The organism is Flavobacterium sp. LS1R10 (assembly GCF_003968825.1).
Lineage (GTDB): Bacteria > Bacteroidota > Bacteroidia > Flavobacteriales > Flavobacteriaceae > Flavobacterium.
The window spans coordinates 182,892-206,589 of the sequence record NZ_RYDH01000002.1 but is presented as its reverse complement, the minus strand read 5'-3'; the positions used below and the strand labels follow the sequence as shown (position 1 = coordinate 206,589).

Sequence of the window (23,698 nt, the reverse complement as noted above, 5' to 3'; positions counted from 1 at the left end):
TTTGACAATAATTCACAATTTTGTTCTTTTTTCCATGGCTCAATTTTCGAATTTTAAAGGCAAAACGAATGGTAGTTTACAGTCAAAAATTTTGATTCCTTATTTAGAACCAGAAAGTTCATTTTAGTTTATTTTTGCAAATAAAAAATCTGAATGACTTCGTATAACCCTAAAGATTGGATTAGTTTTATTTTCCATTTAAGCAAAGCCGATACTTTTCGGAAATTGATACCAATGATGCTACTTATTGGTGTTTATTCCGGTGTAATAGGGTATTTGGAAATTGAATATTGGCATTTGCCGGATAACAGTCCCGTAAAAAACATTTCAATAATGCACGGAATGTTGGGTTTTGTAATTTCATTATTATTAGCCTACCGAACCAATACAGCTTATGATCGCTGGTGGGAAGGAAGAAAATTATGGGGATCATTGGTAAATAACAGTCGTAATTTATCTATTAAATTGTCTGCAATGTTGCAGGACGAAAAAGATCGTAATTTCTTTCGCAAAATAATTCCCGGGTATGCCTCAATTTTACATAAACATTTAAACGACCGTGACACCAGCCTGCAACTTTTTGACGATCTGGATTTAGACATTGATCATCACAAACACAAGCCCAATCAGGTCGCAAAAATGATGTTTCAAAAAATCAATGATTTGTATGTTTCTAAAAAAATAACAGGCGACCAACTCTTGATTTTAAATACTGAAGTTCATTCGTTTACAGATATTTGTGGTGCTTGTGAACGTATAAAAAACACTCCTATCCCCTATTCATACAGTGCTTTTATCAAAAAATTTATTTTTATTTATGTACTGACTTTGCCTTTTGGATACGTGTTCAGTTTGGGATATTATGTAATTCCGGTTGTGGTATTTATCTTTTATGTTTTAGCAAGTTTAGAGCTGATTGCCGAAGAAATTGAAGATCCTTTTGGCATGGATGCCAATGATCTGCCCACTAAAAAAATGGCGGAAAACATAAAAAAACACGTCGAAGAATTAATTTAAATATTCCATAAATAGCACTAAAATTTAAGTTATTTACTTTAAATTTAGACTTTTCCTTTTTTAAAGTTTAAATTTATGAATAGTAATGGTACCTTCATCAACCCACCGCATTTATCAAACGAGAAATCGTTAAAAACATTAGTGGAGAACCGAACGGTTTACTCTTTGAACCATTGCGAACTAAATCTTTTTGAAACTTATGAATCATCGGCATTAGTTCCTCTAAAATTTAATGATTTTGTAGTGACCAGCATGCTCAGAGGTAAAAAAGTGATGCATCTTTTTGATGATCCGAGCTTTGTGTACTTACCAGGAGAAACAGTAGTGATTCCCTCAAATGTAGAAATGAAAATTGATTTCCCGGAGGCTACAAGAAAAAATCCAACACAGTGTTTGGCTTTGGCCATAGAGCAAACTAAGATTATAGATACCTTACAGTTTTTGAACGAACGGTATCCTAAAGACGGAAACGACCAATTTTGGCAATTAAACTACCAAAATTATTTTTTCTACAACAATGTAGAACTGGCAGCTACCATTAATAAATTAATCAAAGAATGCATGAGTATTTAATTGGTGCAACAAACTTTCCCCCAATATAATTATCATATTTTGCCTTAAATTCTGGTCTTTGTGCTACGTTATCCATATTGTTATCTGTTTATATTTTATCAAAAATAGTTACCTATTTCTCTTTAGAATAGCACAATTCAGTCAAGTAATAGCATTAAATTTAAATATGTGTTTTTTTAACCTAATTTTATTGTTTAATTCACATATAATTATATTTAAGATTCCTTTATCTGTATTTTTGGTACGTAGTCAATCCATATAAATGAGTTGTAAAAAACCAAAAAAATTGTTTCTTACTCCAAACTGCAATCCTTATATTTGCAGTCTCATTAAAATTAAAAGATGAAAATATCTTACAACTGGTTAAAACAATTTATTAAAATAGACTGGAAATCCGAGGAAACTGCAGCATTACTAACTGATTTAGGGTTAGAAGTAGAAATTGTTGATAAATACCAATCCGTAAAAGGCGGATTAGAAGGCATTGTTGTGGGACACGTGCTTACGTGCATCCAACATCCGGATGCTGACCGATTAAAAATTACCACAGTCGATTTAGGAAATGGCGTTCCTGTACAGATTGTATGTGGTGCCACTAATGTTGCTGCAGGACAAAAAGTGCCGGTTGCTACTATTGGAACCACATTATATGACGCCTCGGGAATTGCTTTTATAATAAAAAAAGGAAAAATTCGCGGACAGGAAAGTCACGGAATGATTTGTGCAGAAGATGAACTAGGACTAGGCGATAGCCATGACGGAATTATGATACTGGACGATGCTTTAGCAGCAGGAACTCCTGCATCCACCGTTTTTAAAATTGAAAATGACGAAGTTTTCGAAATTGGATTGACACCCAATCGTGCTGATGCCATGAGCCATTTGGGAACTGCTCGGGATTTGAGAGCAGGAATGCTGCAAAGCGGTGTCAATGTAGAACTGATCACCCCTTCGGTAAGTAATTTTAGAGTAGATAAAAGAACCTTAAAAATTGATATTGATGTCAAAGAGTCTAAACTGGCTCCTAGATATTGTGGTGTAACCATTTCTGGTATAGAGGTAAAACCATCACCAGCTTGGTTGCAAAACCGATTGAAAGCTATTGGAATCAATCCTAAAAATAATATTGTAGATGTAACCAATTATGTTTTACATGAGCTGGGTCAACCTCTTCATGCCTTTGATGCTGCAAAAATTAATGGAAAGATACTCGTACAAACACTTCCTACCGGAACTAAATTCATTACTCTTGATGATGTAGAAAGAACCTTACACGAAGAAGATTTAATGATTTGTGATGAAAAAGGACCTTTATGTATTGCCGGTGTTTTTGGCGGAAAAAAATCAGGAGTAGGTGAACATACCAATTCTATTTTTCTGGAAAGTGCTTATTTTAATCCCGTAAGTATTCGTAAAACAGCGAAAAGACATCAATTGAATACGGATGCTTCCTTTCGATTTGAAAGAGGAATTGACCCAACCATTACCGCATACGCCCTAAAAAGAGCAGCTCTATTAATACAAGAAGTAGCAGGAGGCGAAATAACATCTGATGTTGTGGATATGTATCCAAAAAAATTGGAAGACTTTTCAGTGTTTTTAAATTTTAGTAAAGTCGCTAAAATAATTGGTCAGGAATTACCAAAAGATACGATCAAACAAATCTTAGCGTCATTAGAAATTAAAATCAATAGTGTTTCTGACGCAGGTTTAGGTTTAACCATTCCGGCTTACCGGGTTGATGTACAAAGAGAAATTGATGTAATTGAAGAAATATTAAGGGTTTACGGTTACAATAACATTAAATTTTCAAAAAAATTGAATGCTACTGTTTCTAATTCTCCCAGAAACGAAGACTATAAGATACAAAATCTGATTGCCACACAATTAAATTCTCAAGGATTTAATGAGATGATGGCTAATTCGCTGACGACCGCTTCTTATGTAGCGCTGAGTGAAATACTTAAAGAAGAACATAACGTAACAATGCTGAATCCGTTAAGTGCTGATTTATCAACAATGCGACAATCCCTGTTATTCTCCGGATTAGAGGCTGTTTCCTATAATATTAATCGTAAAAATTCCGATTTAAAATTATTTGAATTTGGAAAATCATACCACAACTATCTTGCTGGTTATGAAGAGAAAAAACATTTGACTTTATTTCTTTCCGGAAACAGAAATCAAGAAAATTGGACTAACGCTCAAAAACCCTCTGATTTCTTTTTGTTCAAAGGCTATGTCCATGGGATCCTTTCAAGATTAGGGATTCAAAAAACACAAAATTTACCTGTTACATCTGATATTTTTTCTGAAGGAATTGCAATTGGATGTCACAAAGATACTTTGGTAGAATTTGGGGTGGTAAAAAAATCAATATTGAAGCATTTTGGAATCAAACAAGAAGTATTTTTTGCAGATTTTAATTGGGCTCTAATTTTAAAATTAATTTCTGCGAAGATAAAATATACCGAGATTCCAAAATATCCGGAAGTGCGCAGGGATTTGGCTTTGCTTATAGATCAAAACATAACTTATGAAAGTATTTATAACATTGCACGTCAGACAGAAAAAACACTTTTAAAAGACATTAATTTATTTGATGTATATCAAGGTCAAAATCTTCCTGAAGGGAAAAAATCATACGCTTTAAGTTTCGCTATCCAAGACTGTTCTAAAACACTGACGGATGCGCAAATTGACAAAATTATGAGCAAGTTACAAAATAATTTTATAACTGAACTCGGAGCCACTTTGAGATAAGTTCAATTTTATCTAAGTAAAATATAATCCCGATGCTAAAAAACTTAGTATCGGGGTTTTTTTATAACAAAAAAGCCCTGCAAATTGCGAGGGCTCTTAAGACTAACAAAATATCAACCTCTAATCAAAAATTATTGTTTAGGTAATACAACTGCATCAATAACGTGAATCACACCATTAGATTGGTTCACATCAGCAATTGTTACTTTAGATTTTCCTCCATTTTCATCCGAGATATATAAATCTTTACCTTTCATCCAAGCAGTTAAGTTTCCGCCACTAACTGTTTTTAAGGTTGCTTTTCCTTTTCCCATTTTAATTGCTTTAGCAATATCTGAAGCATTCATTTTTCCAGCTACAACATGGTACGTAAGTATTGTTTGTAACATCTTTAAGTTTTCTGGTTTTAACAATGTAGTTACAGTTCCTGCTGGTAAATTATCAAACGCAGCATTTGTTGGGGCAAAAACGGTGAATGGTCCTGTACTTTGTAATGTTTCAACTAAACCAGCTGCTGTTACAGCTGCAACTAAAGTAGTATGGTCTTTAGAGTTTACCGCATTTTCAACAATATTTTTAGTTGGATACATCGCTGCTCCTCCAACCATTACACTTTTTTGAGCGAAAGATGTAGCTCCAAATACTAATGTCATTAATGCAATTGATAAAAATTTTCTAGTTTTCATATTTTTTTTTTAAAGTTATATAAAAGCATTTACGCACTATTATTACTTTTGGTTTTAAAAAAATAAAAATATTTTTCAAAATATTGATTTTCAAATAATTATATTTTTTTAATAGTGTTATGAAAATGAAACGAAGTAAAATAGCCCAGATGGCAGCAAGTATCCTTTTTATGGTGCTACCCAAAGTTATTTTTTAAAAATTAGTACTGCACAATAAAAAGATACTGCGAACAGCGGGACGATTGTGGATGGTGAACTTATATGTTATGCTCCTTAAAAAGGAAGCAAAAAAAAGCCCCACATTACTGTGGAGCTTTCTATTTTCAAAAAATCAAGAAATTATTTTTTCTCTGACTTTTCCATTTTAGCTTTTAATGCTGCTAATACATCATTACTATCACCTAAAGTTGATGCCGAAGCATTGTTTGTAGATGCTGAAGATGATGTGTTTTCAGTAGCTGTTTTTACATTTTTCTCTTCTTCTTCACGGAAGATAGCAGTGTGAGAGGCAACTACTCTTTTGAATTCTTTGTTGAATTCGATAACTTTGAAATCAGCTGTTTCGCCTTTTTTCAATTTCTTTCCGTCTTCTTTTTCAAGGTGACGTGTAGGAATGAAAGCAACGATATCATCACCAAATTCTACAGTAGCTCCTTTGTCAACAATTTCAGAGATTTCACCGTTATGGATTGTTCCAACTGCAAATGAATCTTCATATTGATCCCAAGGATTAGCAGTAGTTTGTTTGTGACCTAAAGATAATTTACGTCCATCAACATCTAATTCTAATACTACTACATCAAGTTTTTCACCAACATTTACAAATTCAGATGGGTGTTTGATTTTCTTTGTCCAAGATAGGTCTGAGATGTAAATCAATCCATCAATTCCTTCTTCTAGTTCTACGAAAATACCAAAGTTTGTAAAGTTTCTAACGATACCTGAATGTTTAGAACCTACAGGATATTTAGAAGTGATATCAGTCCAAGGATCTTGAGACAATTGTTTGATACCTAATGACATTTTACGGTCATCTCTGTCTAATGTTAAGATAACTGCTTCAACAATATCTCCTACTTTTACGAAATCTTGAGCAGAACGTAAATGAGTAGACCAAGACATTTCAGAAACGTGGATTAAACCTTCAACACCTTCAGCCACTTCAATAAATGCACCGTAATCAGCTATTACAACTACTTTACCTTTTACTTTGTCTCCAATTGCTAATTTAGCATCTAGAGCATCCCAAGGGTGAGCGTTTAATTGTTTCAATCCTAATTGAATTCTTGTTTTTTCGTCATCGAAATCAAGGATTACAACATTTAATTTTTGGTCTAATTCCAATACTTCAGATGGGTGGTTGATTCTTGACCAAGAAAGGTCAGTAATGTGAATCAATCCATCAACTCCACCTAAGTCAATAAAGACACCATAAGAAGTAATGTTTTTAACAACACCTTCTAATACTTGTCCTTTTTGCAATTGACCGATGATTTCTTTTTTCTGGATTTCGATATCCGCTTCAATAAGCGCTTTATGAGAAACAACAACATTTTTGAATTCGTGGTTGATTTTTACCACTTTGAATTCCATCATTTTGTTTACATATACATCGTAGTCTCTAATTGGTTTAACATCAATTTGAGATCCTGGTAAAAACGCTTCAATTCCGAAAACGTCAACGATCATACCACCTTTAGTTCTGCATTTTACAAAACCATTAACGATTTCTCCTGTTTCGTTAGCCGAAATAACTCTATCCCATGATTTGATAGTACGTGCTTTTCTGTGAGACAATACTAATTGACCTGTTTTATCCTCACGGATGTCAATTAATACTTCAACAGTATCACCTACTTTTAAGCTTGGGTTGTAACGGAATTCGTTCAATGAAATAACACCTTCCGATTTTGCGTTGATATCAACAATAACGTCTCTATCTGTAATTCTAACAACTGTTCCATCTACTACTTCTTCTTGATCCGTAGCGATAAATGTTTTTGAAACTAGTTCTTCAAATTCTAATAAGTTTTTTTGATCCACTGCATCAATACCTTCTTCAAAGTTGTGCCAGTTAAAATTTGCTAAAAACTCTTCTTGTGATTTTACTTGTTCAGACATGCTGATTGAAAATTTGTATTCTGTATTCTCTCGAGTTTCTTAATGTGCTAGAAAACAACAGAAGTTGTTTGTATAATTAAGTAATACCTAAAGGAAACTCTTATTCACCAAAAGGACTGCAAAAGTAACACATTTATCTTAATTTGCAAAATAATTTAAATGCGATAATGTCTTGGTTTTTAGGAGCAGTACGTTTTGGGGTTTTTATGACGATTACTCCCGCTTTCCGCTATATCTTTTATACAGTATCCAGCCTTTTGAAGGCTGGATACTGTATAAAAGGATACCGCTTCACTCGGGGCTAGTTATGTAAATATTTGATTCCCAGCATAAAAAAACCGATAACTATTTTTAGTTATCGGTTTTTTTTATTTTTCTTTCCTTTCTAATGACTTACATTTTCAAAATCTACAGGATTGTGTTTGTGCTTGAATAAAACGGCAAAAGCCAAGGCAATTATCAGTGCATACATAGCAAAAGCCAACCAAATGGTATGCCAGTCTTTCATAAAAATGGCTTTACTAAACAATCCATCAGCCGTAATTGTATTCCCTTGAGCAGTCACAAATTCTAACATCTTTGAATTTGTCGTTTCTGTTTCCAGAAAACCAGCTAAATCTGTAGTATTATTAAATGATTTTGTAAAGTATTTATCAATAGCCCATCCCGAAGTAAAACTTCCTAAAACCGCTCCAAAACCATTGGTCATCATCATAAACAATCCTTGTGCCGAAGAACGATTTTTTGGATCTGTGGTGGTTTCAACAAATAATGATCCTGATATATTAAAGAAATCAAATGCCATTCCGTATACCACACAGGACATAATAATCATCCACAACCCGTCTGTAGGATTGCCGTAAGCAAATAATCCAAAACGCAATACCCAAGCCAGCATACTGATCAACATCACTTGTTTGATACCAAAACGTCTTAGAAAAAAAGGAATCGCAAGAATAAATAAAGTCTCCGATATTTGAGAAATCGACATGATAATAGTTGAATATTCCACTACGAAAGAATCAGCATATTTTGGAAAATGTTTGAATTCATCCAAGAAAACATCTCCGTACGCATTTGTTAATTGTAAAGCGCCTCCTAAAAACATGGAGAAAACAAAGAACAAAGCCATTTTATAATCTGCGAATAACTTAAAGGATTCTAATCCTAGTGTTTCCATCACAGAAGCATTCTCTTTAGACAAGCGCTGCGGTTTACATTTGGGTAACGTAAAAGAGTAAATTCCCAAAAGTACCGCTGCTAAACCTGCAATATAAAATTGATATTCCGTTGCTTTATTTCCGGTCAAATTAGTGATCCACATAGCAACAATAAAACCGATTGTTCCCCAAACCCGTATTGGAGGGAAATTTTTGATTACATCTTTATTGTTTAATTTTAGAGCCGTGTAAGAAATTGAGTTACTCAAAGCAATCGTTGGCATATAAAAACACATTGCTAAAAGCATACTATAAATAAAGGTTTCCGGAGTAGTAACTTGTGGGATAAAAAATAATACTGCAGCATACAAAATATGAAGAATTCCATATAATTTCTCAGCATTTACCCATCGATCAGCAATAATTCCGGTTAGTGTCGGCATAAATAAAGAAGCAATTCCCATAGTTCCAAAAACCAATCCAAATTGAGTTCCTTCCCAATTCTTGGTGCCAAACCAATAATTTGCAATGGTAATCAACCAAGCTCCCCAAACAAAAAACTGAAGAAAACTCATTATTACCAATCTATTTTTAATTCCCATGCGATGAATTGTTTTTTTTATTTTAAAAAATTTACAAGGCGTAAATCTACTATTAAAAATTAAATCTGCAACTAATTATATCGTTTTAGTAATTTCATTTACTAATTCTAAAACAAGCTCAAATTGCTCTTTACGATTTAAATGTGAATTGTCAATTTCTATCGCATCATCGGCCATTATCAAGGGAGAATCTTCCCGGTGAGTATCAATATAATCCCGCTCTTCTACATTTTTGAGAACTTTTTCATACGTGATACTATCGCCCTTTTGAACTAACTCGTCATAGCGTCTTTTTGCTCTTGTGCTTGCACTGGCGGTCATGAATATTTTAAGCTCGGCATCCGGAAAAACAACGGTACCTATATCTCTGCCGTCCATCACAATTGCTTTGTCTTTTCCCATTTCTTTTTGCTGTTCGACTAATTTACTGCGAACCTCAGAAACTTCGGCTACTTTACTAACAAAACTAGACACTTCAATCGTTCTGATTTCAGTTTCGACATTCACATCATTCAAATACATTTCGGCAAAACCCAAATCAGTATTGAATTTAAACTGCAACTTAATATTTGACAAACTATTAATCAATGCTTGTTTATCAAAAAAAGTGGCGTTAACATATCCTTTTTGCATCGCAAAAAAAGTAACGGCACGATACATTGCTCCGGTATCTACAAATACATATCCAAAATGATTTGCGAGTTGTTTGGCTAAAGTACTTTTTCCGGTTGATGAAAAACCGTCAATCGCAATGGTGATTTTTTTGTTCAAAATGTAAAATTTAAAGTTCAATGTTATATCAAAATCATTCTTGAAAATTAATTGTCAATCCAAAAAGGCTTGTATTTCCTGCTAACGTATATCTTGAATACGAATAATTAAATTTAAGTTTATTTAATTTAAGTCCAAAACCCAATGAAATTCCTGAAAAATTACGTTGCTCGACAATACGTAATTCTTCGGCTCGTCTAAAATTATATCCCAATCGCAAATTAAGGGCTCTTTTAGGAAAAAGCTCTACTCCCATAATTACATGACGCAAAGCATTATTTACAAATGGCACCTTCTCTTCGGTTGATTCTCCATTAAATGAAGATGTAGCTCTAGCTGGATTTGAAAAAGCAATATTCCATTGCTGTAAATTCTCTAAAGTAAGATGCCAGCGAATAGGGACATTTTCTAATTCCTGTGACACTCCTGCGATTATTTCTAGTGGCAGTTTTTCATTTGTACCATTATACGTTGAAAACTGTGTGCCTATATTTCGAATGGCCAAAGCCCAATTGACATCATTTTTTTCATCAATAAAAAGAGCGCCTATATCTAACGCACCACCAAAAGAATTATAAATGTCTAAATTTGAAGAAATCAATTTAGCGCTCGCACCAATATGAATATTCGTATAGGGAATATTATAGGCATACCCGAAAGAAAGCGCTATTTCACTTCCAGTAAATGCTGCCGTAGGCTGGCCATTTTCATCAAATCCTTCAAAATTACCATAATTTACATAATTTATACCCGCCTGAAAGGTCTGTAAATGACGATCGTATGTATACGCGTACGAAGCAGTTCCATAAGTCACTTCATTAAAGTAGCTCCCGTAATTCAAAGCCAAATGGTTGTCCATTTCTGCATTTATAGTAGCCGGATTAAAATGGACCTGATTGACATCCTCATCATAAATTGTAATCACTTTCCCGCCTAAAGCTGCCTGTCTTGGTGAGGTCACTAAATTTAAAAACTGATAGGTGTACTTCCCTCCTATTTGACTGTAAGACACAGCACAAACAAAAATAAAAGAGTACAGATATAGTTTTTTTAGCATGCTTTAAATTGGAGTTTGTATAAGTAAAACGCAACTGCGAAGATAAAATTATAAATACAATAAATGGCAACTTTAAAACTGGTAATTACAAATAAAAAAATCCAAATTCCTTTGCTTGAAAATCAAGTTTTAGAAGTTGGATTTTAAATTTAGAATTTGTTTTTATTACAAATCCTTAGCGTTTTTAACCTTTTGATCAGTTAGAGCATATTTCAATACTTCGCTCATTTCTTTTACATAATGAAAAGAAAGTCCTTCCAGATATTCAGGTTTTATTTCATCAATATCACTCTTATTTTCATGACACAGAATAATTTCTTTAATATTGGCTCTTTTTGCAGCCAAAATCTTTTCTTTGATTCCGCCTACTGGCAATACTTTCCCACGTAAAGTAATTTCTCCTGTCATGGCTAGGTTTTTCTTCACTCGTTTTTGTGTAAATAACGAAACTAAGGACGTCAGCATTGCAATTCCTGCACTTGGTCCGTCTTTTGGAGTGGCTCCTTCCGGAACGTGTAAGTGAATGTTATATTTAGAAAGCAGCTCTGAATCCAATCCTAAAAATGATGCATTGGCCTTAATATATTCTAAAGCAATGGTGGCAGATTCTTTCATTACTGTACCCAAGTTTCCGGTAATTGTCATGGTTCCTTTTCCTGGGGAAAGCAACGATTCTATAAACAAAATATCACCGCCAACAGAGGTCCAGGCCAAACCAGTTACTACTCCGGCAACATCATTATTCTCGTATTTATCTCTTTCTAGCCTTGGAACACCTAGCGTTTTTATGATATCGTCATCCGTTACTTTTTTATTATACGCTTCCTCCATTGCAACGGATTTTGCTGCATTACGGATTACTTGAGCAATTTTAGCTTCTAGGCCACGAACTCCGGATTCACGTGTGTATCCTTCGACAATTTTTTCTAATTGTTTTTTACCAATAGTTAAATCTTTGGTTGTCAAACCATGTTCTTTCAATTGTCTTGGAAACAAATGCTGACGTGCAATTTCTACCTTTTCTTCAATCGTATAGCCTGACATTTTGATGATTTCCATTCTGTCTTTCAACGCAGGTTGAATCGCAGCCATATTATTCGATGTAGCAATAAACATCACTTTAGACAAATCATATCCCATTTCAAGGAAATTATCATAAAAAGAATTGTTTTGTTCCGGATCTAAAACTTCCAATAATGCTGATGACGGATCACCTTGGTTGCTGTTTGATAATTTATCGATTTCATCCAAAACAAAAACAGGATTTGAGGTTCCGGCTTTTTTCAAGCTTTGGATAATTCGTCCAGGCATGGCACCTATATACGTTTTTCTATGTCCGCGAATTTCCGCTTCATCACGCAACCCACCAAGAGAAATTCTAACATATTTTCGGCCTAAAGCTTCTGCTATAGAGCGTCCAATAGATGTTTTTCCAACTCCGGGAGGTCCTGTCAAACAAATAATTGGGGATTTCATATCATTTCGCAATTTTAAAACTGCCAAATGTTCTATCATTCTTTTCTTAACATCTTCAAGACCAAAATGATCTCTATCTAATATTTTCTGTGCTCTTTTTAAATCAAATTTATCTTTAGAATATTCGTTCCAAGGCAATTCCAAAAACAACTCCAGATAGTTTCTTTGAATACCAAAATCAGGCGCTTGGGGATTCATGCGACGCATTTTAGACAATTCCTTATCAAAATGTTTTTTGGTTTTCTCGTCCCATTTTTTGGTCAAGGACTTCTGTAACATTTCGTCCATTTCCTCTTCCTGAGAAACTCCACCTAATTCTTCCTGAATGGTTTTCATTTGCTGGTGCAGGAAATATTCACGCTGTTGTTGGTCTAAATCAAACCGAACTTTAGACTGAATATCATTTTTTAATTCGAGTTTTTGCAACTCAATATTCATGTAGCGAAGCGTTTCTAAAGCTCTTTCTTTCAACTCATTAATCGCTAATAAATCTTGTTTTTCTTTAACTGTCAAATTCATATTCGAAGTCACAAAGTTGACTAAAAACGATTGGCTTTCAATATTCTTGATGGCAAAAGTAGCTTCACTGGGAATGTTTGGACTTTCTTTTATAATCTGAATCGCTAATTCTTTGATTGAATCCAGAATGGCAACAAATTCAGTATCGTTTTTCTTAGGTCTTTTCTCTGGAACTTCCTTGATTTTTGCAGTAATATAAGATGTTTCATCAATAACAGTCTCAATCTCAAAACGTTTTTTACCTTGAAGAATTACCGTTATATTCCCGTCAGGCATTTTCAGTACACGTAAAATACGGGCTACCGTACCTATTTTATGAATATCTGCTTTGGTTGGGTCTTCATCTTCCTCATTGATTTGAGCAACAACTCCAATAGTTTTCCCTGCAGCGTTAGCGTCATTGATCAATTTAATCGATTTATCGCGTCCCGCAGTAATTGGTATTACAACTCCTGGAAATAAAACCATATTCCGCAAGGGCAATATAGCCAATAATTCAGGTAAAGCCTCATTGTTCATTTCCTCCTCGTCTTCGGGAGTCAAAAGTGGAATTAAATCTGCTTCCGAATCAAATTCCTGAAGTGACAGATTGTCAATAGTAAGTATTTTATGATTTGACATATATTTATTTAAGTCTTTTTGTCATTAAAAATTTTCATTTGCCAAGTAAATATATGATATCATAGTATTAATTTAAATAAAATCGTTGTATGACACTAATAATTTGTACAACCCTAAAAGAGACAATCATTATGCCAAAGTAAAAGCAAATTAATTTTATCTTCCTACAAATAATTCGAAAGATATATCTTTCTTTTTTTTTAGCTTTTTTCAACACTTGATTCGCATAGGTAAATATTACCTATGAAATGTCTTTGATAAATAGGAGGAAGTGTTAGTTTTTGATTCAGTCAGACTGCTAAAAAATTTTTCAAATAAAAAAAGGACAAAGAAGAATTTTTCTTCCTTGTCCCTTATGGTGGGCAATGAGGGGTTCGAACCCCCGACCCCCTCGGTGTAAACGAGGTGCTCTGAACCAGCTGAGCTAATTGCCCTAAACAATGCAGATATTTTCATATCCTTATTGCGAGTGCAAATATACAGCTAGAAATCGTATCTGCAAGCAAAAAAGTAAAAAAAATCAATAAAATAGTGACTCAGTTTTCTTTCGTGCTCTATAATAGCACTTTATCTTTGTAATGAAAAACTAGTATTTTTTTGTATTCATTCGCTATAGTCTTACATTTGCGACATAAACAATAGATAATGGCCAGGTTCAAAGAAAACGATTTACCAAAATCAAAAATTACTGCAAGTTCACTCCAAAAAGCAACTGTAATATTTCAATATGCAGGAAATCACCGATGGAAATTTTATGTAGGATTAGTTTTTTTATTATTCACTGGAGCGACTGCTCTTGCTTTTCCTAAGTTGATGGGAATGCTAATTGATTGTGTGAAAAACAAAGACAATACTCAAGCTAACATGATTGCGGGTGGTTTAATTGTAATCTTATTTCTTCAGTCCATTTTTTCGTTTTTTAGATTGTATTTATTTGTCAATTTTACGGAGAATACTTTAGCTAATCTACGATTATCACTGTACAGCAATTTGGTAAAACTACCTATGTCTTTCTTCTCGCAAAAGCGTGTTGGCGAATTAAACAGTAGAATCAGTTCAGATATTACCCAGATACAAGATACTTTAACATCTACTATAGCCGAATTCTTAAGACAATTCATTTTAATTATTGGTGGCGTTCTTTTATTGGCCAATGAAAGCATCAAATTGACATTATTGATGTTGTCCGTAGTGCCACTAGTGGCCGTTGCTGCGGTTATTTTTGGGCGATTCATCAGGAAATATTCAAAAAATGTTCAAGATAAAGTGGCCGAAAGTCAAGTAATTGTTGAAGAAACCATGCAAGGCATCAGTATTGTTAAGGCTTTTGCCAATGAGTGGTACGAAATTGCCCGTTACAACGGAAAAATAAAAGAAGTGGTTGCAATTGCCATTAAAGGCGGAAAATACAGAGGGTATTTTGCTTCATTCATTATTTTCTGTCTTTTTGGAGCTATTGTTGCCGTAGTTTGGTTTGGTGTTCGATTGAGTATTAGTGGAGAAATGAGCGTTGGCCAATTGATTTCGTTTGTGTTGTATTCTACATTTGTAGGTGCTTCTTTTGGCGGAATTGCGGAACTATATGCCCAAATCCAAAAAGCGATTGGCGCAACCGAACGTGTTTTTGAATTATTAGATGAAACTCCTGAAAAAATAAATTCGGTGCGTGATCCGGCTGCAATTGAAAAAATAAAAGGCAATGTCACTTTCAAGAATGTAGCGTTCAGTTACCATTCCAGAAAAGAAATTAAAGTATTAAAAGACGTCAATTTTACGGCTAATTTTGGTCAAAAAATTGCTATTGTAGGGCCAAGCGGAACCGGAAAATCGACTATTGCTTCCCTATTATTGCGTTTTTATACTATTGATGAAGGAGAAATATTGGTTGACGGAAAAAATATTTATGATTTTGATTTAGAAAGTCTTCGTGGAAACATGAGTATTGTGCCGCAAGACGTAATATTATTTGGAGGAACCATCAGAGAGAATATTGCTTATGGAAATCCCAATGCTACCGAAGAAGAAATTGTTACTGCTTCAAAACAAGCCAATGCCTATAATTTTATCGAAAGTTTCCCTGAAAAATTTGAAACAATTGTGGGAGAAAGAGGTATTAAACTTTCCGGCGGACAACGACAACGTATTGCCATAGCCCGAGCATTATTGAAAAATCCAAGTATTTTAATTCTGGATGAAGCCACATCATCATTAGATAGTGAAAGTGAAAAACTAGTTCAGGAAGCCTTAGAGATTTTAATGCAAGGAAGAACTAGTATTATAATAGCGCACCGCCTATCGACGATTCGCAGTGCGGATCAAATTTTGGTCTTGGATAAAGGAAAAATCACAGAACAAGGAACACATCAGGAATTAATCGCTCTAGAAAATGGGATTTATAAAAATTTAAGTAATCTGCAGTTTAGCAATTTTTAGATTTCATAAATTTGACATTAAAAAACTCCATTCAATAAGCTGAATGGAGTTTTTTATTAAAACTTTTTATAAATTCTAATATAACTGAATACTAAAATCTGATCACTGACCACTTTCCTACTTCCCTTTTCTTCGATTGCGTTCTGCTTTTATCATTTCTAATTCACGACTCGTTTGTCCCGCTACGGAAGTATTTTCTTCCGCACGACGAATTAAGTACGGCATCACATCTTTAACTGGACCAAAAGGCAAATATTTAGCAACATTATAGCCATTAGCGGCCATATTGTAGCTGATGTTATCGCTCATACCATACAATTGTCCAAACCAGATTCTGTCATCATTAGTTTTTATTCCTTTCTCCGTCATTAATTCCATTAGCGTATAAGTACTGGACTCATTATGGGTACCTGCAAAAACAGACATTACCTCTAAATGATCCGTCATATAGCGCACAGCACCATCATAATTTTCATCCGTAGCTTCTTTTGAAGCGCAAATTGGTGATGGATATCCTTTTTCAGCAGCCCGAACAATTTCCTTTTCCATGTACGCACCACGAACCAATTTCATTCCGATAAAAAAACCTTCTTTTATAGCCTGTTCATGTAATTTTTTCAAGTAATCCAAACGATCCCAACGGTACATTTGCAACGTATTGAAAACAATGGTTTTTTCTTTATTGTATTTGCGCATCATTTCGGTCACTAAATCATCAGCCGCATCTTGCATCCAACTTTCTTCACCGTCTATCAAAAGAGCAACATTTTTAGAATGGGCATCTTTACAAACTAAATCAAAACGAGCCATCACTCTATTCCATTCTGCCTGTTCTTCTGGAGTCAATGTTTGTTTTTCGCCCAACTTCTCATATAATTCAAAACGCCCAAAACCGGTTGGTTTAAAAACGGCAAAAGGAATGGCTTGGCGTTCTCTGGCAAATTCAATAGTTTTCAAGGTCATTTCAAGCGCGGCATCAAATTGATCTTCGGCTTCTTTTCCTTCTACAGAATAATCCAAAACAGAGGAAACTCCTTTGGTATACATTTTATCTACCACCGAAAGACAGTCCACTTCATTTATCCCACCACAAAAATGGTCAAAAACTGTAGCGCGAATCAAACCTTCAACAGGAAGATTGGCTTTAAGGGCAAAATTTGTAACTGCAGTTCCAATACGTACCAGAGGCTGATTAGCAATCATTTTGAAAAGAAAATAAGCTCTGTCAAGTTCCGTATCACTTTTTAATGAAAAGGCAACTTGAGTATTATTGAATATTTTTTCCATTATTTGTTAGATTTTTGTACAAATATAGACAGAGTTTTGAATATTATTTAGCAAAAAATGCCTTATTTTGCGGTTCCAATTAATCCATACAGATGCAATCAATTCAAGCCAACAGTTACCCGATACATTTTAACGAAAAAGGATATGAAGCAATAAACCTTCATTTAAAAGAAAATAAATACTCCAACCTATTTATTATTGTTGACAGCAATACTAATGAGTTTTGTCTGCCCCATTTTCTTCCTGTTCTGGAAACTGATCTTATAATTGAAATCATTGAATTTGATTGTGGCGAAGAAAATAAAAATATTGAGACTTGCGTCCAAATTTGGAAAGTACTCACGGAACTTGGGGCTGACAGAAAAAGCCTTATCATTAACTTAGGCGGTGGCGTTGTCACTGATTTAGGTGGTTTTGTAGCATCCACCTTCAAACGCGGTGTTGATTTTATTCACGTTCCAACCACTTTACTCGCAATGGTTGATGCTTCTGTAGGTGGCAAAAACGGGGTGGATTTAGGAAATTTAAAAAACCAAATCGGTGTTATTAATGTGCCTAAAATGGTGCTTATTGATACTCAATATTTAGAAACAGTGCCACAAAACGAAATGCGTTCCGGTCTTGCCGAAATGCTGAAACACGGTTTGATTTATGATAAAGAATATTGGGAGCAATTTTTAGATTTAAAGACTATAGATTTTGCTGATTTTGATGTATTAATTTACCGTTCAGTCGAGATAAAAAATGAAATTGTGCTGCAAGATCCAACCGAAAAAAATATCCGAAAAGCGTTGAATTTTGGTCACACACTGGGTCATGCCATTGAAAGTTATTTTTTGGAAAATGATAACAAAACAACTTTATTGCACGGTGAAGCCATAGCCGTTGGGATGATATTAGAGAGTTACCTTTCACTACATAAAAAACTGATCAATATAGAAGAATATTCTCAGATAAAATCCAGTATAAAGGCTATTTATACCGACATCGTTTTTGAAGAAAATGATATCAAACCAATCTTAGAATTACTGATTCACGACAAAAAAAACGAATATGGAAACATCCAGTTCGCATTGATAGAAGGTATCGGAAAAATAAAAATCAATCAAATGGTTGAAAATGAATTAATTCTTAATGCCTTTCAGGATTATAAATCTTAATTATTTTTTATAAAAAGGATTGCATTGCGTATATAATATTTTTTACATTTGCAGTAATGAAAAAAAGTCAAAACAAACAAAATTATAGTTGTAATAAAACCCGAAACAATATCTCTTTTCTAAGAATATTGAAACGTTTTTATTCTATCAAAGGAAACTTTAGTTTTGATGTTTTTCAATACATGAAAGCAGATCACGAAAAACTTCAGATTATCTATGCAAATATTCGGGTTTGAATTATGGGTTTCTTTATTTTACAATATTTTAATCTATAAATTTATGACATCTAATGAATACAAAATATTCTGATTTAATCAATCAAACCTACTATTTTCCACAGGAAGAATTTACTTTAAACAAAGACAACCTTCAGTTTCATAATATCGATTTAATGAAATTGGTAGAACAATATGGCACTCCATTAAAATTCACCTACTTACCTCAAATTTCCAACAACATTAACAAAGCCAAAAGCTGGTTTCGTAAATCGATGGAGAAAAACAAATACGAGGCAAAATATTACTACTGCTATTGTACTAAAAGTTCTCATTTTGAATTTGTAATGAATGAAGCCTTTAAAAATAACATCCATATTGAAACGTCATCTGCTTTTGATATCAATATTGTTGAGAACTTACTGGCAAACGGAAAAATTAATAAAAGCACCTATGTGATATGCAATGGCTTTAAGAGAGATCAGTATATTGAAAATATAGCCCGAATAATAAATAATGGACATAAAAATGCAATTCCAATTATTGATAATTATGAAGAGCTTGATCTTTTACAAGAACAAATAAAAGGGAAATTCAAAATCGGAATTCGTATTGCTGCTGAGGAAGAACCTAAATTTGAGTTTTACACGTCAAGATTAGGAATAGGGTATAAAAACATTGTCAATTTTTACAAAAAACAAATCCAGGAAAATAAAAAATTGGAACTAAAAATGTTGCACTTTTTTATCAATACAGGAATAAATGATAATGCCTATTACTGGAATGAATTAGTAAAATGTATCAAAGTTTATATTGCATTAAAAAAAGAGTGCCCTACACTTGATGGACTGAATATTGGCGGTGGTTTTCCGATCAAAAATTCATTAGCATTCGAGTACGATTATCAATATATGATTGACGAAATTATCAATCAAATCAAAATTGCCTGCGATGAAGCCGAGGTTGAGGTTCCAAATATTTTCACTGAATTCGGGTCCTTCACAGTAGGAGAAAGTGGCGGTGCAATATACCAGATATTGTATCAAAAACAACAAAATGACAGAGAAAAGTGGAACATGATTGATTCCTCTTTCATCACAACGCTACCGGACACTTGGGCTATAAACAAACGTTTTATCATGCTGGCTGTGAATCGCTGGAATGAAACTTACGAAAGAGTTTTATTAGGAGGAATGACATGCGACAGCGATGATTATTACAACTCCGAGCAAAATATGAACGCAATCTATCTCCCCAAATACAACAAAGAAAAACCGTTATACATAGGATTTTTCAATACGGGGGCTTATCAGGAAACGATTGGCGGATACGGTGGCTTGCATCACTGTTTGATTCCGCAACCCAAACACATATTAATAGACAGAGACGAAAATGGTATTTTAGCTACTGAGGTTTTCTCCGAACAACAAACCTCCGACGATGTTTTGAAAATATTAGGGTACGACAAAAAATAAATAACAATTATTCAATATAAAAATTCGTTAAATTTGAAATACTAATTTTAACGAATTGATTTCTAAGTATTTAAATAAATAAAAATGAGCAAAGGACCAATCAGTCAGTTTATAGAAAAGCATTATTTGCATTTCAACTCTGCATCTTTAGTTGACGCCGCTAAGGCATATGAAGAACAATTAGCCAATGGTGCAAAAATGATGGTGAGCATGGCTGGAGCTATGAGTACTGCCGAGATTGGTAAGATTTTTTCTGAAATTATTCGTCAGGACAAAGTGCATATTATTTCGTGTACTGGTGCAAATCTCGAAGAAGACGTGATGAATCTAGTCGCTCATTCTCATTATGAAAGAGTTCCTAATTACCGTGATTTGACTCCACAGGACGAATGGGATTTATTAGAAAGAGGATTAAATCGTGTAACTGATACTTGTATCCCGGAGCATGAAGCTTTCCGTCGTTTGCAAAAACACATTTACAAAATATGGAAAGATGCAGATGATAAAGGCGAAAGATATTTTCCGCATGAGTTTATGTACAAAATGTTGCTTTCAGGTGTTCTTGAAGAATATTATGAAATTGACCTAAAAGACAGCTGGATGTATGCAGCCGCTGAGAAAAATTTGCCTATCATTGTACCGGGATGGGAAGATAGTACCATGGGAAATATATTTGCATCCTATGTAATAAAAGGAGATTTAAAAGCTTCAACAATGAAATCCGGTATCGAATATATGGTCTTCTTGTCTGATTGGTATCCTAAAAACAGTACAAATGGTGTAGGTTTCTTTCAAATTGGTGGTGGTATTGCTGGAGACTTTCCAATATGTGTAGTACCAATGTTATACCAAGATATGGAAATGCATGACATTCCTTTCTGGAGTTATTTCTGTCAGATTTCAGATTCAACAACCAGTTACGGTTCGTATTCTGGAGCGGTGCCAAATGAAAAAATTACGTGGGGTAAATTAGACATTAAAACCCCTAAGTTCATTATTGAGTCCGATGCTACCATTGTAGCTCCTTTAATTTTCGCTTATTTATTAGATTTATAGAATATTTTATGAAAAGAGTAATTGTAGATTACGCCAAACTTACCAATGAAATTTTAAACCTATTGGTTGATAAATTTCCAGATGGTTATGATGATTCAAATATTATTAGTTTTAGAAACGCTAAAAATGAATTAGTTGAAGCAGTTGAAGTACGAACTGAAGATACCATTTATTTAGTAAAAGTGAGCACAAAACTGGCTGATAGAATTGAAAATTATGATGAAGATGATGAAATAATCATCGATGAAGTTGTTGAACCAATTAAAGGGCTTGATTTAGAGGACGATATGGATGATGATGATGAGGATGATGCTAATGATAAACCAGATACTGATTCAGGAGATGATGATGAAGATGCAGACGAAAAAGATTTTTCAGATGATGACGATGACGATGAAGAGGATTAATTAATCCCTTCTCAAATATATTTATTAAAAGGAACTCATTCACGAGTTCCTTTTTTTATAACTTTAGACTTCTAAATATACGCCAAAATGACTAATCAAATTTTATATGCCAAACTCAAAGAAAACTTTGGTTTTGAAAAATTTCGCCCAAACCAGGAAGAGATAATAAATTGTGTACTTTCCGGACAGGATACATTGGCAATTATGCCTACAGGTGGAGGAAAATCAATTTGTTTTCAATTGCCCGCATTGGTTTTTCCGGGAATTACAATCGTAATTTCTCCACTGATTGCTTTGATGAAAGATCAGGTAGATAGTCTGAAAGCAAATGGTATTGAAGCCTGTTTCATCAACAGTAGCCAAACTGAAAATGAACGTCAGTTTTATATCGAAAGGTTAAAATCGAATGTGATTAAATTAGTGTATATCGCTCCGGAAAGCCTATCGTTTCTGGATAATCTTTTCAATAGTTTGACCATAAGTTTAATTGCTATTGATGAAGCACATTGCATTTCAGCTTGGGGACATGATTTTCGTCCTGCATATACTAATTTAGGATACCTCAAAAAGCGCTTCCCTTCTACTCCAATATTAGCTTTAACTGCAACGGCTGATAAGGCTACACGTAAAGATATTAGCCAACAATTAAATTTGATAAATCCAAAAATATTTGTTGCTTCTTTTGATCGAAAAAATTTAAGTTTAGAAGTGCGTCCCGCTTTGGACAGAGTCAAACAAATTATAGATTTCATCCTAGAAAAGCCCAATGAATCGGGAATTATCTACTGTTTAAGCAGAAAAACAACAGAAGAATTGGCTGAAAAATTACAAAAAACAGGCGTGAATGCCAAAGCGTATCACGCAGGTTTAGACACGAAAATTCGTTCTAAAACACAGGATGAATTTATCAATGATGATTGCCAGGTGATTTGTGCTACCATTGCTTTTGGAATGGGAATTGACAAATCCAATGTACGCTGGGTCATTCATTATAACTTACCTAAAAATATTGAAGGCTATTATCAGGAAATTGGTCGTGCCGGTCGCGATGGATTACCATCAGAAACGGTATTATTCGAAAGTTATGGCGATCTGATTCAGTTGCAAAAATTTGCCTCTCAAGGTTTGAATGCTGAAGTGCAACTGGCCAAATTAGAACGAATGAAACAATATGCCGATGCGTTGAGTTGTCGCAGAAAAATATTGCTTTCCTATTTTGGCGAACTTGTCACAGAGAATTGTGAAAACTGTGATATTTGTAAAAATCCACCACTTTTTTTTGACGGAACGGTGATCGCTCAAAAAGCTTTATCGGCAATTATTCGGTTGAAGAAAATAGAACCATTACCAGTAATCATTGACTTTTTACGCGGTTCAAAAAATGCATATATTTATGAAAAAGAATACCAAAACCTGAAAACATACAGTGTTGGTGCTAATTTATCATGGTATGACTGGAATCAATATTTGATACAATTGATCAATTTGGGCTATTGTGAAATTGCTTTTCACCAGCAAAACAAAATCAAATTGACAGCCTTTGCAAAAAAAGTATTATTTGAAGGTGAGAAAGTACAGCTGACCACAGTTCAAAAAATCAATATCGACAAGCAAGAAATTAAACAAACCAAATCCGTTGCAAATTCACTTTTTGAAACTTTACGTAAACTACGGTACGAAATTTCTAAGGAAGAATCTGTACCGGCTTATGTGATTTTCATTGATGCGGCTTTACGCCAAATGGAAATTGAAAGACCGATGAGCGAAACAGAATTATTGGCAATTGACGGCGTTGGTAAAGCAAAACTGGAAAAATATGGCGATGCTTTTATAAAAGTTATCCAAGATTTCCAGAAAGCAAAAGGCGCTAAAAAGAAAAAAGAAGCCACAACCTACAAAGAAACATTAGAACTTTATACTACCGGATTCTCTGTAGAGGAAATTGCCCAAAAAAGAAAATTAGGTTTAAGTACAATTATGTCTCATTTAGCAAAACTGTATGTTGATGGAGCTAATATAGATTTGGATTCGCTTATCTCAAAAGAAGAAGTTTCTCAAATTGCTGAAGCGCAAATAAAACTGGAATCACCAAATGCCTTAAAACCTTATTTTGATTATTTTGAAGAAAAAATAGACTACGGAAAAATCCGGTTAGCATTAGCCATACTCGAAAAAGAAAAAGCTATACTTTAAACCTTAATATGATACAATCCTTTCTGGATTTTGTAAATTCTGAAACTGAAATATTCCCATCAAAAACCAAGAAGAAACTGATTTTGAAACATTGTTTAAAGAATTT

Annotated in this window: 17 protein-coding genes and 1 tRNA gene; 10 read left to right on the top strand and 8 right to left on the bottom strand. The window is 34.0% G+C overall.

Annotation, left to right across the window (positions count from 1 at the left end):
• Nucleotides 1–153 precede the first annotated feature (153 nt).
• From EKL96_RS06065 to pheT, 3 genes are all read left to right on the top strand, one after another.
• A complete protein-coding gene (locus EKL96_RS06065) occupies nt 154–1,017 on the top strand; it encodes a bestrophin family protein (protein ID WP_126459592.1) in 864 nt (287 codons plus the stop codon).
• A 75-nt stretch (nt 1,018–1,092) separates the two neighbouring features.
• Nucleotides 1,093–1,590 (top strand): AraC family transcriptional regulator, encoded by a 498-nt coding sequence (locus EKL96_RS06060; RefSeq protein WP_233579271.1) that lies wholly within the window; start codon nt 1,093–1,095, stop codon nt 1,588–1,590.
• Between the two features lie 342 nt (nt 1,591–1,932).
• Nucleotides 1,933–4,353: a phenylalanine--tRNA ligase subunit beta gene (pheT, locus tag EKL96_RS06055; protein ID WP_126459589.1), complete on the top strand. Its 2,421-nt coding sequence runs from the start codon at nt 1,933–1,935 to the stop codon at nt 4,351–4,353.
• A 131-nt stretch (nt 4,354–4,484) separates the two neighbouring features.
• On the opposite strand, the gene EKL96_RS06050 is transcribed toward pheT, so the two are convergent.
• The 7 genes from EKL96_RS06050 to EKL96_RS06020 form a co-directional block, all read right to left on the bottom strand.
• Complete coding sequence (locus EKL96_RS06050; protein WP_126459586.1) at nt 4,485–5,039, bottom strand: fasciclin domain-containing protein; 555 nt, start codon at nt 5,037–5,039, stop codon at nt 4,485–4,487.
• 339 nt (nt 5,040–5,378) lie between these two features.
• Entirely contained in the window at nt 5,379–7,160 is a 1,782-nt protein-coding gene (gene rpsA, locus EKL96_RS06045; RefSeq protein ID WP_126459583.1) for a 30S ribosomal protein S1, read from the bottom strand.
• Nucleotides 7,161–7,545: 385 nt separating this feature from the next.
• Nucleotides 7,546–8,922 (bottom strand): nucleoside permease, encoded by a 1,377-nt coding sequence (locus EKL96_RS06040; protein ID WP_126459580.1) that lies wholly within the window; start codon nt 8,920–8,922, stop codon nt 7,546–7,548.
• Between the two features lie 75 nt (nt 8,923–8,997).
• On the bottom strand, nt 8,998–9,693 hold the full coding sequence (gene cmk, locus EKL96_RS06035; RefSeq protein ID WP_126459577.1) for a (d)CMP kinase: 696 nt from the start codon (nt 9,691–9,693) through the stop codon (nt 8,998–9,000).
• Nucleotides 9,694–9,727: 34 nt separating this feature from the next.
• The gene (gene porQ, locus EKL96_RS06030) at nt 9,728–10,750 is read right to left on the bottom strand and encodes a type IX secretion system protein PorQ (protein WP_126459574.1); all 1,023 of its coding nucleotides are present in this window, start codon (nt 10,748–10,750) and stop codon (nt 9,728–9,730) included.
• 165 nt (nt 10,751–10,915) lie between these two features.
• On the bottom strand, nt 10,916–13,366 hold the full coding sequence (gene lon / locus EKL96_RS06025; protein ID WP_126459571.1) for an endopeptidase La: 2,451 nt from the start codon (nt 13,364–13,366) through the stop codon (nt 10,916–10,918).
• Between the two features lie 356 nt (nt 13,367–13,722).
• A tRNA-Val gene (locus EKL96_RS06020) sits at nt 13,723–13,800 on the bottom strand.
• 211 nt (nt 13,801–14,011) lie between these two features.
• Here EKL96_RS06020 and EKL96_RS06015 point away from each other — a divergent pair.
• On the top strand, nt 14,012–15,799 hold the full coding sequence (locus EKL96_RS06015) for an ABC transporter ATP-binding protein (protein WP_126459567.1): 1,788 nt from the start codon (nt 14,012–14,014) through the stop codon (nt 15,797–15,799).
• Between the two features lie 117 nt (nt 15,800–15,916).
• Here the strand turns inward: EKL96_RS06015 and EKL96_RS06010 are convergent, their stop codons facing one another.
• Nucleotides 15,917–17,086, bottom strand: coding sequence for a proline dehydrogenase family protein (locus EKL96_RS06010; protein ID WP_126459563.1), 1,170 nt, complete (start codon nt 17,084–17,086; stop codon nt 15,917–15,919).
• Nucleotides 17,087–17,178: 92 nt separating this feature from the next.
• Here EKL96_RS06010 and aroB point away from each other — a divergent pair, with 92 nt between their 5' ends.
• The 6 genes from aroB (at nt 17,179) to recQ (ending at nt 23,592) form a co-directional block, all read left to right on the top strand.
• Nucleotides 17,179–18,246 (top strand): 3-dehydroquinate synthase, encoded by a 1,068-nt coding sequence (gene aroB / locus EKL96_RS06005; RefSeq protein WP_126459560.1) that lies wholly within the window; start codon nt 17,179–17,181, stop codon nt 18,244–18,246.
• A 56-nt stretch (nt 18,247–18,302) separates the two neighbouring features.
• A complete protein-coding gene (locus EKL96_RS06000) occupies nt 18,303–18,482 on the top strand; it encodes a hypothetical protein (protein WP_126459556.1) in 180 nt (59 codons plus the stop codon).
• Nucleotides 18,483–18,535: 53 nt separating this feature from the next.
• Nucleotides 18,536–19,936 carry an arginine decarboxylase gene (locus EKL96_RS05995; protein ID WP_126459553.1) on the top strand — a complete coding sequence of 467 codons (1,401 nt, stop codon included), beginning with the start codon at nt 18,536–18,538 and terminating at the stop codon, nt 19,934–19,936.
• Between the two features lie 84 nt (nt 19,937–20,020).
• The gene (locus EKL96_RS05990; protein WP_126459548.1) at nt 20,021–20,992 is read left to right on the top strand and encodes a deoxyhypusine synthase family protein; all 972 of its coding nucleotides are present in this window, start codon (nt 20,021–20,023) and stop codon (nt 20,990–20,992) included.
• An 8-nt stretch (nt 20,993–21,000) separates the two neighbouring features.
• The gene (locus EKL96_RS05985) at nt 21,001–21,399 is read left to right on the top strand and encodes a DNA primase (protein WP_126459544.1); all 399 of its coding nucleotides are present in this window, start codon (nt 21,001–21,003) and stop codon (nt 21,397–21,399) included.
• Between the two features lie 87 nt (nt 21,400–21,486).
• Nucleotides 21,487–23,592 (top strand): DNA helicase RecQ, encoded by a 2,106-nt coding sequence (recQ, locus tag EKL96_RS05980; RefSeq protein ID WP_126459541.1) that lies wholly within the window; start codon nt 21,487–21,489, stop codon nt 23,590–23,592.
• The last annotated feature ends 106 nt before the right edge of the window (nt 23,593–23,698 follow it).

Coding starts and splice junctions, on each gene's coding strand:
- lon (WP_126459571.1), bottom strand. CDS start 13,366: ATGTCAAATCATAAAATACTTACTATTGACAATCTGTCACTTCAGGAA.
- EKL96_RS05995 (WP_126459553.1), top strand. CDS start 18,536: ATGAATACAAAATATTCTGATTTAATCAATCAAACCTACTATTTTCCA.
- aroB (WP_126459560.1), top strand. CDS start 17,179: ATGCAATCAATTCAAGCCAACAGTTACCCGATACATTTTAACGAAAAA.
- EKL96_RS06015 (WP_126459567.1), top strand. CDS start 14,012: ATGGCCAGGTTCAAAGAAAACGATTTACCAAAATCAAAAATTACTGCA.
- pheT (WP_126459589.1), top strand. CDS start 1,933: ATGAAAATATCTTACAACTGGTTAAAACAATTTATTAAAATAGACTGG.
- EKL96_RS05990 (WP_126459548.1), top strand. CDS start 20,021: ATGAGCAAAGGACCAATCAGTCAGTTTATAGAAAAGCATTATTTGCAT.
- EKL96_RS05985 (WP_126459544.1), top strand. CDS start 21,001: ATGAAAAGAGTAATTGTAGATTACGCCAAACTTACCAATGAAATTTTA.
- porQ (WP_126459574.1), bottom strand. CDS start 10,750: ATGCTAAAAAAACTATATCTGTACTCTTTTATTTTTGTTTGTGCTGTG.
- EKL96_RS06060 (WP_233579271.1), top strand. CDS start 1,093: ATGAATAGTAATGGTACCTTCATCAACCCACCGCATTTATCAAACGAG.
- EKL96_RS06040 (WP_126459580.1), bottom strand. CDS start 8,922: ATGGGAATTAAAAATAGATTGGTAATAATGAGTTTTCTTCAGTTTTTT.
- rpsA (WP_126459583.1), bottom strand. CDS start 7,160: ATGTCTGAACAAGTAAAATCACAAGAAGAGTTTTTAGCAAATTTTAAC.
- EKL96_RS06050 (WP_126459586.1), bottom strand. CDS start 5,039: ATGAAAACTAGAAAATTTTTATCAATTGCATTAATGACATTAGTATTT.
- EKL96_RS06065 (WP_126459592.1), top strand. CDS start 154: ATGACTTCGTATAACCCTAAAGATTGGATTAGTTTTATTTTCCATTTA.
- recQ (WP_126459541.1), top strand. CDS start 21,487: ATGACTAATCAAATTTTATATGCCAAACTCAAAGAAAACTTTGGTTTT.
- EKL96_RS06000 (WP_126459556.1), top strand. CDS start 18,303: ATGAAAAAAAGTCAAAACAAACAAAATTATAGTTGTAATAAAACCCGA.
- EKL96_RS06010 (WP_126459563.1), bottom strand. CDS start 17,086: ATGGAAAAAATATTCAATAATACTCAAGTTGCCTTTTCATTAAAAAGT.